Source organism: Marinobacter sp. NFXS11 (assembly GCF_040148675.1).
GTDB lineage: Bacteria > Pseudomonadota > Gammaproteobacteria > Pseudomonadales > Oleiphilaceae > Marinobacter.
This window is the reverse complement of the sequence record NZ_JAGDDV010000001.1, coordinates 73,783-87,053: the sequence shown is the minus strand read 5'-3', so window position 1 is coordinate 87,053 and position 13,271 is coordinate 73,783. Positions and strand designations below refer to the sequence as shown.

Below are 13,271 nucleotides of genomic sequence, written 5' to 3'. Positions count from 1 at the left end.
GCCTGGCAGCTCCCCTTTTTCAGGAAATACGGTCCTGGCAAAAACTCGAAGGTGTCACCCCGAAATGCTGCCTGAAAGCCGTTGAAAAAGCACTGGGGCTGACAAAACCGAAACGGTATCCGACTTCCGTCAGGTTCACCTTGCCTTTGGACTTCTTCAGGTAATCGGCACACATCTCCAGCCGCTGGGCTTTGATGTACCCCGACACGGTCAACGAGCGGGCAGAAAACGCCCGGTAGAGGCCGCGAACCGAGGTTCCGGTGGTATTAGCCACCATCCGCGCGCTCAATTCAGACTCCCCGATGTTTTCCCGAATAAATGAGGCAGCTTGCAGAAACACGCGCTCACTGGGGCTGTGCTGCCCAACACTTCGGATGACAGAGGGTTTGATCAGCATGATCAATGAGTCAATGATCGCTGCGCCTTCTTCCTCATCAAGACTGTCGTAATTTGCCGCTCCGCCAATCAATAAATTCGCTACGCGGGCAATATGGCTATCGGAGGGAATCCGGACACCCAGCTCGATCCCTGACAGATTCAGGGTTCGTTCTATAATTGGGCGCGGCAGAATCAACGAAATCTGCTCCGACTCATTGTCGTAGGTAAAGCTGAAGGGAAGAGCCGAATCAACCAGAACAATGTCACCTGTCTCAAGAATAGACCTGTTCCCAGCTTGCTCAACCCTCGACTTTCCTCGGAGCTGGAATACACAAAAGAACTCTGGAGTAACACAACGACGGATATCGCTTCGGCCTCGCACAAGCTGAGCGCCACGAATGGTAACGTGGGACATATCCAGGGCACTGGATCCCATTTTACTTATGTTTCCGGAGAACTCCTGTTCGAGAGGCTCTGCCGAAAAAGGTCCGCAGATCTGATTTACATCACTGATCCAGCGGTCGAACCCTGCCGTTGCGAAGGCGTTTCCAAGCATAACTGACCCACCGAAATCGGCTTTATGATTATTTGTACAGAGATTGGCCAGTTCCTTAGTGTATGTCAAGCTCCCTGAAACAGTGGCGTCAAGAGCACTCGGGATACCTTTCGATACCCAAGTGCAAACTTGAAACCTTATTTTTGAATCGCTTGATTGTCGCGCCAAAGTCGTTGCCTTCCGCTGGATATTTTCAAACAAACTTGACCCTGCAGTAACTACAGGGTTTTCAATAAGACCATCTGAACAAAGGAGGTCTTTATGGCGTGCAGTTGCTCCGCCCCCGAACCCAAGTCCCCTGCCCCCGGCTTCCGCCGCGCGCTGTGGATTGCTCTGTGGGTGAATCTGGCGATGTTTGTGGTGGAAGGGCTGGCCAGCCTCTCATCCGGCTCGGTCTCGCTGATGGCAGATGCCATCGATTTCTTTGGCGACAGCGCCAACTACATCCTCTCTCTGACAGTGCTTTCCATGGGCATGCTCTGGCGCGGACGAGCGGCCATGGTCAAAGGAATCACCATGACGGTATTCGGCCTGGTGGTATGGGCTCGGGCAGTCTGGGTGGTACAGGAGGGCATTACGCCGGAGCCGCTGACCATGGGGGCCGTCGGCCTGCTGGCGCTTGTCGCGAATGTGAGCGTGGCTGCGATACTGTTCAAATTCCGTGAAGGCGATTCCGACATGCGCTCGGTCTGGCTGTGCAGCCGGAACGATGCCATCAGCAACATCGCGGTTATGGTGGCCGCTCTCGGTGTGTTCGGCACCGGAACCGCCTGGCCGGACCTGATCGTTGCCGCCATAATGGGTACGCTGGCCATCACCGCGGGCATCAGTGTGGTGCGCCATGCCCGAAGCGACATTGCAGAAGCCAGGGCCAGCGAAGCGCAACCAGCGGCTACAGCATCGAGCAGCCGCTAAAACGCCAGGGAGATCATTACCGGGATGAACGCCAGGGCAAACAGCGTGGTAAGCAACACCGTACCCGCTGCCTGCCTCGGCGAGGTATCCAGCAACGTGGCGATAACCACGGTGTTGGCGGCAATCGGGGTGATCGAGATCAGGAACATGGCCTTGTGAACCGCTGGCTCGTAGATGCCCAGTACTGCTGAATCGACCCACCAGAACACCATCGCCACCAGTGGCCAGATCACGAACTTCCCGAAAAACGCCAGTGCCGTGAAGCGGACATTGCCCGCCAGCCCACGAAAGCTGGTGATGCTCATGCCGATGATCATCATGCCCAGAATGCTGTAGGCACCGCGCAGGTTATCGAACAGTGGCACGAAAATATCGGGAATCCCAACACCCGCCAGATTCAGGGCAACGGCCGCCAGGAAGGCATAGACAGACGGGAGCTTCAGCACCCGCCAGAGCGCATCCTTGATGCTGTAGCGTCCTCTCGCCGCCAGATAGAAGCCGACGGAGTTCTCGAACAGCGTGGTGCCCAGCATGCAAACGATGTAGAGCCCGAGCCCCTCTTCACCGAACAGCAACAACGCAACCGGCACCCCGAAGTACCCGGTGTTACCGGAACCCACACACAGGGGAATGATGTTGGCACTGCCGTCGGAGAGCACCCTCTTTGCCAGCTTTAATTGCACAATTCCCAGAACAGAAGAAATCCCGAATACCAGAAAGGGCAGCAGGATAACTTCGGGAGAAAGCGGCGCTGCCATAACACCGGAAAACACCACCGATGGTGTCACGATGTAGAGCATGATGCCGGCGATATGGCGACCACTGGCCTCAAGATAACGACCGGCCACCCAGCCGAGTGCGACCGTCACATAGAGCGGTATAAGTTTGAAGAAAAGGGCAAAGGCTGCAGCCATCGGGACTCCGTGAGGCGAGGGTAAACTTCCAGCAACAGGAGGCGGAGTCTATCACTGAACTTTCGCCGAATCGCGATATCGACTCAGTGAAAAAGCCTTAATGATTTAAGTCATTTCAAAAGATTCTTCTCTGATACCATAATTGAGGTGACACTCAAAACAGGGTCAATGCCATGAACAGCATTTTCAGACCAGACGTCTCCTCCGCTCCATGCATGCTGGGAGAAAACAACCCCGATATTGTTGAGCAGGATGCCGCGCCAGAGTCGGCATCCCTCCTGCATGGTCTGAGCCGGGTATTCGGTATTCGTCTGGCAGGCCATGAAAATGATCCGGACGCCCGGTTTCTGGCAGACCTCGCACGCCTATTCCACCTCAGACGGGTAGACCCCGAAACTGCACTGGAGAAACACGATAAACCCTGGGCAAACGTTTACCTGATTCAGTACGGCATACTCCGGCTTTTCCGGGAAGCACCCAGTGGCAAGGTGTCAGTGCACCACTTCTTCTCCGAAGGCGATATGGTCTGGCCGGTTTTTGGTCGTAGTCGGACCGTACGAAACACCCTTTGCCTGACCTCAGTAACGCCGGTAACGATCTGGGTTGCTGACTTCGCTGCGTTCCGGTCCGCGATCCAGTCTCACAGTGAAGGGCTCTGGCCCCGGTTTGCACTTGCCCTGACGGAAGAAATTGCTGAGCTGACCAGCATGAGGGAATTCCGCAAGCACACGATGCCTGCCCGTGATCGATATCGGTTATTGCTTGAGGAATATCCAGAGCTGGTCAAACGGGTGCCGGACAATCAACTGGCGTCATGGCTCGGTGTTGTGCCGGCGACTTTTTCCCGCCTCAAAACCGGGGCTGCAAGAACCTGACTGTGAAGGTGAGGCACCCGGAGCGCTGCATAAAAAAGGGCAGCAAGCTCTCGCCTGCCGCCCTGAAAAACGCTCAACGCTTTGCTAAAACCTCAATCTCAGCCGTGCAACTTTACTGCCAGTTCGGCAACGTGCTTGCCCTGGAAGCGGGCAATGGCCAGTTCCTTTTCACTCGGTTGCCTGGAGCCATCGCCACCAGCGATGGTTGAAGCTCCGTAGGGCGTTCCGCCATTCACTTCAGAGATATCGAAGAACTCGGGAATTCCATACCCGAGGGGCACAATCACCATGCCGTGGTGAGCCAGGGTGGTCCAGAAAGAGCTGATAGTGTGCTCCTGCCCGCCCCCGGTGCCGGTAGACGTGAATACGCTGGCTAGTTTGCCATGGAGCTTACCTTCGGCCCACAAACCACCTGTCTGGTCCAGAAAGGTCCGCATCTGGCCAGCCATGTTGCCGAAACGAGTGGGCGTGCCGAAAATCACCGCATCGTATTCTGCCAGCTCTTTCGGATCAGCCACTGGCGCTTCCTGCTCCGCCTTTCCACCAGCACCGATAAATGCCTGGTCGCCCATTGTCTCGGGCACGCGCTTGATCGTCACATCGGCACCGTCGACGCCTTTAGCTCCGTCGGCAATGGTGTTTGCCATCGTCTCGATATGGCCATACATGGAGTAATAGAGCACAAGCACTTTTGCCATGAGAAAAACCTCCCGTGTCTTTAAATCGTTATACGGATGCTAACCAGGGGCAGACTCGAGAGAAATCGGAAGTTTTCCGACAGGTTATTCAATTTTTCTGAACAGCCTCACAGGATGGTCACTCTCGGCCATTGCGTACACGTGTACGCTCAAGTATTTTATCGCCATGGCATATCAGGAAGACCACTCAGTGACAGCAACTCCATCCCCAGCACCAAATATCCATCACCGCATCGAGGAATGGCTGAACAGTGCCACCCATGGGCTCGGCGCCATCCTGAGCATTATCGGCACCGCGGCCTTGATCATTGGCGCCAGCCAGTTCGGGGATGTCTGGAAGATTGTCAGCTTCAGTATTTTTGGCGCTTCGCTGATCCTGCTTTACCTGGCCTCCGCCCTGTATCACGGTGCCCGGCGGCCGGAACTCAAAAGCGCCTTCAAGACCCTTGATCATTGCGCCATTTTTCTGCTGATTGCCGGTACCTACACGCCGTTCCTCCTGGTAAATATGCGCGGAACGGTCGGCTGGACGCTGTTCGCCGTGATCTGGTCACTAGCGATTACCGGGGTGGTGTTGAAGGTTATTTTCAAGAACCGGTTCAAACTGGCCAGGGTCGGCATCTATATCGCCATGGGCTGGCTGATCACTTTCGCGTCTTCCGATCTGGTGGCCAACCTGAGTGAGACCGCCCTGAACCTGACGATTGCCGGCGGCGTTGTCTACACCGCCGGTGTCGCCTTCTACCTGGCCGACCGCATACCTTACATGCATGCAATTTGGCACCTGTTCGTGATCGGCGGCAGCGCCTGCCACTTCAGTGCCATCTACTATGGCGTGTTGCCCCATGTGGCCTGATCAGAATGCCCAGACCATGGCCATCAGAACGCCCCATGCCAGCAGGGAAGCTGCCATCACCGTGTAAGTGGCAGACATGACCACCACATCGTTATCGCTTCGCTCGCAAACTGAGCGAACGCCCTGGTAAACCAGCGCGCAGGACAGGAACAAAGCGGCAAAAACTGCCACCACGCTCACTGCCAGCACCGGCATCAGCAACGCCAGTGATGACAACCAGAGCGGCAGCGGCGCAATTGCGGCCAGTAAATAGGCATCCTGATAGCTGATTTTCAGTTGATGACTGTTCATAACAGCGTGAATCAGCCATCCCATCACGAAGAACGTCAGTAGCTCTGCCAGGAAAAGGATCGTGGTTATAAACTTCCACTCTTTGTCACCGAACCCCTGCATGAAGGCGTCGCCGTAGTGTGTACCGGCAAAATAGAGCAGCACCGGGGGCAGAAACGACATCGGTACTACCACCACCCAGGCCAGGAACGGAATGGAGAGGTTGAGGCGTTGCAATTCGAACCATGCGCCATTGCCGGAAAAAGGTAGACGGGCAAGTTGTGTAATATTCATGATGCACCTTTAAAATGTATCCCGCGTTATTTTTACTGATAGTTTCGGTGCGCTGACCGGTCAAGGATACGAGATGACTTTAGACAACTCGGGCATGCCACGGAAGAATATTCATGCGTTCTGGCTCTTCTTCCCTGCCGCATCAATATTCGCTGCACTGGCTGTTCCCCTGTCGATTTACAGCGTGCTCTCCAAGACAGGCTGGCCGCCTGGTTTTCTGGGAGCGGGACACGGCCACGAGTTGATATTCGGCTTCGCTCTTGCCCTAATCGCAGGCTACACGCTCGGCCCCCAACCCAACCGGGTGCTCACTCTGCTCTTCGTTCTTTGGATACTCGCGAGAGTCAGCTGGATTCTGGCCCCGGCAAGCATTGCCGGCCAACTGTTGAGCCCGGCTTTCGCCCTTTTGCTGGCGCGCTATGCGGTCCCGAGATTCCAGGCTGCAAAAAAATGGCGCAATCGGATCGCCGGCCCGCTGATTCTGCTTCTGTGCCTGTTGTCGGTCGTTTTCTGGTTCTCCAGTAACACAATGGCAGCAAGCGAACCAGCAATGCCGGATAGCCGCCGGGTACTGACAACCGCGATTGTCGCTCTGCTGCTCCTGATGACGTTTATCGGGGGGAGAATCATCGCGCCGGCAGTGGCCGGCACGCTCGAAAAACAAGGCATTCCCCTCGAGGCCCGGGTTCAGCCACATGTTGAGGGGGCTCTTCTGGCCACCTTGCTGCTGGCACTGCTATTCAGCTTTCTGCCAGTGACGGCTCCGGTCGCAGGGCTGTTATTGCTGGTTACGGGTTTTCTGATCGTGGTTCGCGCTGTTCGTTGGAAACTCTGGCATTGCCGCAACCGGCCGGATCTGCTGATGCTGGCGCTAGGCTACTTATGGCTGGCTACAGGGGCGGGCGCAAGCGGGTTAAGCATTGTGATGGAAAGCAATCCTGTCTCCTCCATGCACCTGATAACAATCGGTGCCCTAGGCACGCTTTCCACCAGTGTCATACTGCGGCTGGCCTGGCAGCGAGCCAGACGAATGACACCACCTACCTGGCAGGTTGTTGGCATCGCCTCCGGCATGGCCGTTGCCGCAATCGCCCGACTCTACGCGGGGAACACGCCCTTTCTTGAACCGACTGCACTCTGGTTGGCAGCTGCGAGCTGGTCCTGTATCTATGGTTTTGTGGCGCTGCAGGTGATTTTGCTGTTCCGAGATAGCCAGAACCGCCGGAAATGATTGGCTACCTCCACTGCGCTGACAACCGGCCCGCCTACCACCTTCGGAATATCACCACCGTATCTTCATGATTTACAAACCTTTTAAAGCGCCGAAGCACCACTAAAAGGGCGTATAAAAACCGGCCATTCACTCCGCAGTCTTGTCCTTGAGCAATATCAAGAATTACTCCCCCTCCCGCTTTGCACAATGGCACAAAGCCCTGACGCCTCTGACCGGAGGCAAAGGGTCATGCAAACCGAGGAGCACGAATCATGGCTAACAGTACAGCGGGCGCCGGCCACATTGGCGCGAGAAACAGGACCAACGCAGACATCGAACACTGGGATGTCGAAAGTGAAGAATTCTGGGAACGGGAAGGCAAGCGCATCGCCTCCCGAAACCTGTGGATTTCCATACCCAGCCTGCTGATGGGCTTCGCCGTCTGGCTGATGTGGGGGATGATCACCACCCAGATGAAGAATCTGGGTTTTCCATTCACCATTGATCAGCTGTTTACCCTTTCTGCGATTGCAGGCCTCTCCGGCGCAACCCTGCGGATCCCGGCCTCGTTCATGATCAAGATTGCCGGCGGTCGAAACACGGTGTTCCTGACCACTGCCCTGCTGATGATTCCCGCTGCCGGTACCGGCCTTGCTCTGATGAACCCGGACACACCCTTTATCGTGTTCCAGGCCCTGGCACTGCTCTCCGGTATCGGTGGCGGTAACTTTGCCTGCTCCATGAGCAACATCAGCACCTTCTACCCGAAAAGCAAACAGGGCTATGGCCTGGGCATGAACGCCGGGCTGGGCAATTTCGGTGTAACGACCATGCAGGTCGTCATTCCACTGGTAATGACCGTGGGCATCTTCGGCGCCCTGGCCGGTGATCCGATGCAACTGCAGAGCCCGAGCGGCACTCTGATTGGGCGTATTGAGGCCGGTACCGACACCTGGATCCAGAACGCCGGCTTTATCTGGTTGGTGTTTCTGATCCCACTGGCGTTTGCCGGCTGGTTTGGCATGAATAACCTGAAAGTGGTTACCCCGAATCCCGGCAACCCACTCTCAGCCTTTGGCAAGATTCTCGGGCTCTATGGTGTTGGCATTCTCGCCTCTATCGCAGGCGTCTGGGCCCTCAGCGTACTGAACATGTGGCTGGCACTGCCCCTGACAATCGTGCTTACGCTGATTCTTCTGCGCCTGATCCCCGGCGACATCAAACCCAACATCCAGAACCAGTTTGCCATCTTCAGTAACAAGCATACCTGGTCCATGACCGTGCTCTACATCCTTACCTTCGGCTCATTCATCGGCTTCTCCGCTGCCCTGCCTCTGTCCATCAGCGTTATCTTCGGCAACATGATGGAAGTCGCTGCCGACGGCACCGTAACACGGGTGGTGAACCCTGATGCGCCGAGCGCACTGACCTGGGCCTGGATGGGCCCGTTTGTGGGCGCGCTGATTCGCCCTGTGGGCGGCTGGATTTCCGACAAGGTGGGCGGCTCTATCGTTACCCAGATCATCTCGGTGGTGATGGTTGGTGCCTCTGTGGCAACCGGTTACGTGATGATGCTGGCCTACAACTCCACCGATCCGAACGCCTACTTTGCGCCGTTCCTGATTCTGTTCATCATCATGTTTGCGGCCAGCGGTATCGGCAATGGCTCCACCTTCCGAAGCATTGGCTTCATCTTCAATCAGCAGCAGAAAGGTCCGGTTCTGGGCTGGACCTCTGCGGTTGCTGCCTATGGCGCGTTCATTGCCCCACGGGTGATGGGCCAGGAAATCCAGGCTGGCACCCCGGAAGTGGCCATGTACGGATTTGCGGTTTTCTACGCACTCTGCCTGGTGGTTAACTGGTGGTTCTACCTGCGCAAGAATGCGTACATCAAAAATCCCTGATACTGGATTCATGCAACAACCGGCGTCCGATAAGGGCGCCGGTTTTTTTGTGTCTGCGCTCCATCAAAGGTTCCTCTCCATCGGTTCCGAATGACGCACCTGCTGGTAAATGCTAGATTTAAGATGATTGATTTAAGCCCACCAGAATCAGGGAGCCTGACATGTCTTTCGAAGAGCTCTTTGACGCAAGCTACGAACGCGTCCTTCAGCCCCCACCCGGACTTCCTGATTTCTTTGAAGCCTTCTACCGCCGGTTTCTGATGTCTTCGCCGGAGGTTCGGGCACTGTTTCGCAATACAGACATGGCAGTTCAGCGAAGTATGCTGAAGAAATCCTTTTTCAGCCTCGTGGCCTTTTACGCCAGCGGCAACGTTGACGACGTCCTTCATAGAATTGCCTGCCTGCACAGTGCCCGCCATCTTAGTATCAAGCCCCACCTCTACGATCTCTGGCTCGACTGCCTGACGGACACCGTAAAAAACTATGACTGGGAGTGCAGCGACGATATCGAACTGGCCTGGAGGCTGGTTCTGAGCCCTGGAATCACATATATGAAATTCGGATACAATCACTTCTGACCCTGGGCAGGCATTGGTCCTGGATGCCTATCAGGGTTCAGATTCAGCAAGACCGACACCCGGGTCATGTGAAGACCAACGGTGATCCCGGAAATGAATTTCCTTGAGACGAAAAAAGGCCGCCGGGCAATGCCTCGGCGGCCTGTTCTACAGCGGGGGGATTAGCCGGTCGCAGCAGCCTGCCGGCGACGCTCTTCCTCTTCGATCTGGAGGTCCACAGAGGACACCTGATACTCGTCGGCAAACCCTGATTCCGGCTCTTTCAGCCACATGATGCACAGCAGCCAACTGATGAACGCGCCGCCGGCAATGATGTAGAAGAACTGGGTCGGGGTTACAAAGGTGAAGATGGTGAGGTACACAACCGCGCCCACATTGCCGTAAGCCCCGGCCATGCCTGAAATCTGGCCGGTCAGGCGCCGCTTGATGGAGGGAATAATACCAAAGGTTGCACCCTCGGCACCCTGCACGAAGAACGAGGTGAATACAGTAATGCCCACGGCAATAATCAGCGGCCAGTTAGAGTTCATCAGGCCCATGAGCGCGAAGCCGACGGAGATGCCAAACATGTAGCTGAGCATCACGAATCGGCGGTTGCCCATGCGATCTGAAACCAGGCCACCCATCGGGCGCGCCACCAGATTTACGAAGGCAAAGGAAGCGGCGATCAGGCCGGCAGCAGTGGCGCTCAGGCTCCAGGTTTCCTCAAAGAACATTGGCAGCATGGATACTACAGCCAGCTCCGCACCAAAGTTGGCGAAGTAGGTGCTGTTCAGCGCGGCAACGCTATTGAACGGGTATTTGTCATCCTCGGGTACGCCCTTTTTCAGTAAGGGAACGTTAACCCGGAGAATCTGGATAACCTGGTAGCAGACAATGGCCACAATCACTGCGTAACTGATCGCTGCCCCGGTAGCACTCAGGTACCCCATGTTCTCAATACGCCATACCAGAATGCCCAGCACGCCAACCAGGGGAATGGTCCAGAGGATCAGTTTGATCATGTCGCCCCAGCTGCTGACCTCCAGTGCCACCGCCTTGCGCGGTTTGCGATGGACAGTGCCAACAGGGCCATCGGTAATCGCAAACCAGTAGTAAACCCCGTAAGCCGCCATCACGATAGCGCTTTGGGCAATGGCCCAGCGCCAGCCATCTTCACCACCGTACATTTGCAGGGCAATGGTCGGGAGGGTAATGGCCGCAGCAGCAGAACCGAAGTTGCCCCAACCGGCATAGAAACCCTCGGCAAAACCGATGTCTCTGGGCTTGAACCACATGGCAGTCATGTGGATACCAACCACAAAGCTGGCACCAATGGAGCTGAGCACCAGACGACTGACCAGCAGTTGCGTCATGGTATTACCGAAGGCAAACACCAGCGCCGGAATGGACATCAGCACCATAAGCACCGAGAACACACGCCGAGGACCGAAACGGTCCAGAGCCATGCCCACGATAATCCGGGCAGGTATGGTCAGCGCCACGTTGCAGATCGCAAACAGACGGAGATCATCGGTGGTCAGCCAGTTGACGCTCTTGAGCATGCTGGATGCCAGTGGCGCCATGTTGAACCACACGTAAAAGGTTATAAAGAATGCGATCCAGGTCAGGTGCAGTGCCCTGATCTCCGGATTCTTGACGTGGAAAACGTCTGCGACTTTCATGTCAGCCTCCCTGGGCTTTCAGGTACAGAAACGGTTATGACCAGGCTCAACGGCTGGGCAGAATCAGAAGTGGGCACTGGATGCGGCGGGCGAGAAAGGAACTCACACTGCCGAAGGTCATGTAATCCAGTTCGTCCACGAAGTAGGTCAGTGAGCGGGCAATAAAGCCGCCGTCTGGCTCATGGCTGTGGCGCGCAATAACCAGCATGTCCGGATGAACCTTCTTCTCCGCTGCGAACAGCAACATCTTTCGGGCATCGCCCTCCAGGAGCATGTTTTCGGCGGAGATCTGTTCCTGCGCACATACTTCCATAGCCTCGGCGATGTGCTTTTTCAGGTCCGCCACCTCTTCCTGGAACATGTCCTCGTTCCCGGAGGTGATGTCGCGGGGGTTTTCGGCAACGGCCACGAGGGTGATTACGGGCTTTAGATCGCGAAACATGGTGATAGTCTGAGCCAGCGCCAACCTGGCATTCCGCGAGCCGTCGTAGGCAATCATGATTTTCATTTCTGGGTTCTCCCGAAGGCGTTATTGGCACCCTTTCGAAGGGCATCTCAAGGGGCATCCATTGATATCTGTCAGCATTAGTCCACACTCCGGTGCCGCCCATAATTGACGTAAATCAACGTTGATAGCCCGTACCCCACGAGAGAAATCAAGAATCTATCCCCCTGCCGCCCAAAGCCCCCGATTGCCTACCACCACTGCACCCAGCTGGAGGTACCTCCAATGCCCCGCATGGAAAAACCCTGTTTTTGGTAAGGTTTAAGAAGTGTTTTCAGACCTTATTTAATGAATGTCCAGGGGGAGCGGAGCATGGCCAATAGCCCGTCACAACCAGAACAGTACCGAGCGCTCGGTTTATCCACGTTTGCCTTCACCCTGTGCTTTGCGGTGTGGACCATTTTTTCCATCATCGGGATCCGCATCAGCGAAGACCTCGGGCTTTCGGATACCCAGCTTGGCCTGCTGATGGCCACACCCATTCTTACCGGCTCCATCAGCCGACTCTTCCTGGGTATCTGGACAGACCGGTACGGCGGCCGCTGGGTATTCGGCATCCTGATGCTCACCACCGCTGCGTGCGTTTACCTGCTTACCTTCGCAACCACTTACGTCATGCTGCTGGTGGGCGCCCTCGGCGTAGGCCTGGCGGGTGGTGCCTTTATTGTCGGGGTAGCCTATACGGCGGCGTGGTTCGAGCCGGAACGTCAGGGCACGGCGCTGGGGATTTTTGGTGCGGGTAACGTGGGCGCTGCTGTCACCAACTTCGGAGCCCCGTTCCTGCTGGTCGCGTTCGGTTGGGAGAGCACTGCGCAGATCTATGCCACGGTGTTGGCAATCATGGGTGTTGTTTTCATCGTGTTGGCCAAGGAAGACCCGATGGCCGCCGAGCGCGCGGGCGAAAAGGCAAAGTCCTTCATGGAGCAGATGGAGCCGCTGCGGGAATTAAGGGTCTGGCGGTTTGCCCTGTACTATTTTTTCGTTTTTGGCGCATTCGTGGCCCTGGCGCTCTGGCTGCCGCACTTCCTGATCGGCGTTTACGGCCTGGACATCAAAACCGCCGGCATCATTGCGGCGCTCTACACCATCCCCGCTTCCCTGTTCCGGATTCTCGGTGGCTGGATGTCGGACCGTTTCGGCGCCCGGCGGGTAATGTACTGGACCTTCGGTGCTTCGGTTCTGTGCACGTTTCTGTTGAGCTACCCGCCCACTGATTATGTGGTCCAGGGCATTGATGGCGATATCCGCTTTACCCTGGCCATGAACCTGCCCATGTTCGTAGCCCTGATTTTTGTGCTCGGCTTTTTCATGTCGCTGGGCAAGGCCGCCGTCTACAAACACATTCCGGTGTACTACCCCATGCACGTCGGCGCAGTGGGTGGTGTGGTAGGCATGATTGGCGGTCTCGGCGGATTCATCCTGCCGCTGACATTTGGCGTTCTGAACGATCTAACCGGGATCTGGCAGAGCTGTTTCATGCTGATGTTCGTTATCGTCGCCGCTGCCCTGGTGTGGATGCACTACGCGATCCGGTCTGCCGAGCGGGTGGAATGGGCCGCCAACGAAGAAAGAACGGACTTGCCGGAATTGGCCTCGCCACAACTGTTTTATCCGCTCAACCGGAAAAAGCCATAACCGGGAGATACCCTGC

Annotated in this window: 13 protein-coding genes; 7 read left to right on the top strand and 6 right to left on the bottom strand. The window is 56.2% G+C overall.

Features of this window, described 5'->3' with window-relative positions; genetic code table 11:
• Positions 1-19: 19 nt before the first annotated feature.
• On the bottom strand, positions 20-1,135 hold the full coding sequence (gene feaR / locus J3362_RS00425) for a transcriptional regulator FeaR (protein ID WP_349517602.1): 1,116 nt from the start codon (positions 1,133-1,135) through the stop codon (positions 20-22).
• 60 nt (positions 1,136-1,195) lie between these two features.
• Here feaR and J3362_RS00420 point away from each other — a divergent pair, with 60 nt between their 5' ends.
• The gene (locus J3362_RS00420) at positions 1,196-1,849 is read left to right on the top strand and encodes a cation efflux transmembrane domain-containing protein (protein ID WP_349517601.1); all 654 of its coding nucleotides are present in this window, start codon (positions 1,196-1,198) and stop codon (positions 1,847-1,849) included.
• On the opposite strand, the gene J3362_RS00415 is transcribed toward J3362_RS00420, so the two are convergent.
• A complete protein-coding gene (locus J3362_RS00415) occupies positions 1,846-2,763 on the bottom strand; it encodes an AEC family transporter (protein WP_349517600.1) in 918 nt (305 codons plus the stop codon). The genes J3362_RS00420 and J3362_RS00415 overlap by 4 nt on opposite strands.
• A gap of 173 nt (positions 2,764-2,936) precedes the next feature.
• Here J3362_RS00415 and J3362_RS00410 point away from each other — a divergent pair, with 173 nt between their 5' ends.
• Positions 2,937-3,638, top strand: coding sequence for a Crp/Fnr family transcriptional regulator (locus J3362_RS00410; protein WP_349517599.1), 702 nt, complete (start codon positions 2,937-2,939; stop codon positions 3,636-3,638).
• Positions 3,639-3,736: 98 nt separating this feature from the next.
• Here J3362_RS00410 and wrbA read toward each other — a convergent pair whose 3' ends face one another.
• Positions 3,737-4,336, bottom strand: a complete 600-nt coding sequence (gene wrbA / locus J3362_RS00405) for an NAD(P)H:quinone oxidoreductase (RefSeq protein WP_349517598.1) — start codon at positions 4,334-4,336, stop codon at positions 3,737-3,739.
• A 166-nt stretch (positions 4,337-4,502) separates the two neighbouring features.
• On the opposite strand from wrbA, the gene trhA reads away from it, so the two are divergent.
• Positions 4,503-5,192, top strand: coding sequence for a PAQR family membrane homeostasis protein TrhA (gene trhA / locus J3362_RS00400; RefSeq protein WP_349517597.1), 690 nt, complete (start codon positions 4,503-4,505; stop codon positions 5,190-5,192).
• Here trhA and J3362_RS00395 read toward each other — a convergent pair whose 3' ends face one another.
• Positions 5,193-5,756 (bottom strand): Yip1 family protein, encoded by a 564-nt coding sequence (locus J3362_RS00395; protein WP_349517596.1) that lies wholly within the window; start codon positions 5,754-5,756, stop codon positions 5,193-5,195.
• A gap of 73 nt (positions 5,757-5,829) precedes the next feature.
• Between J3362_RS00395 and J3362_RS00390 the strand changes: the two genes are divergently transcribed.
• From J3362_RS00390 to J3362_RS00380, 3 genes are all read left to right on the top strand, one after another.
• A complete protein-coding gene (locus J3362_RS00390) occupies positions 5,830-6,987 on the top strand; it encodes an NnrS family protein (RefSeq protein WP_349517595.1) in 1,158 nt (385 codons plus the stop codon).
• A 254-nt stretch (positions 6,988-7,241) separates the two neighbouring features.
• A complete protein-coding gene (locus J3362_RS00385; RefSeq protein ID WP_349517594.1) occupies positions 7,242-8,873 on the top strand; it encodes an MFS transporter in 1,632 nt (543 codons plus the stop codon).
• A gap of 161 nt (positions 8,874-9,034) precedes the next feature.
• Positions 9,035-9,451 (top strand): globin, encoded by a 417-nt coding sequence (locus J3362_RS00380; protein ID WP_349517593.1) that lies wholly within the window; start codon positions 9,035-9,037, stop codon positions 9,449-9,451.
• 161 nt (positions 9,452-9,612) lie between these two features.
• On the opposite strand, the gene J3362_RS00375 is transcribed toward J3362_RS00380, so the two are convergent.
• Positions 9,613-11,115 carry an MFS transporter gene (locus tag J3362_RS00375; RefSeq protein WP_349517592.1) on the bottom strand — a complete coding sequence of 501 codons (1,503 nt, stop codon included), beginning with the start codon at positions 11,113-11,115 and terminating at the stop codon, positions 9,613-9,615.
• Between the two features lie 46 nt (positions 11,116-11,161).
• A complete protein-coding gene (locus J3362_RS00370) occupies positions 11,162-11,623 on the bottom strand; it encodes a universal stress protein (RefSeq protein WP_349517591.1) in 462 nt (153 codons plus the stop codon).
• Between the two features lie 309 nt (positions 11,624-11,932).
• On the opposite strand from J3362_RS00370, the gene J3362_RS00365 reads away from it, so the two are divergent.
• Positions 11,933-13,255, top strand: a complete 1,323-nt coding sequence (locus J3362_RS00365; protein WP_349517590.1) for an MFS transporter — start codon at positions 11,933-11,935, stop codon at positions 13,253-13,255.
• The last annotated feature ends 16 nt before the right edge of the window (positions 13,256-13,271 follow it).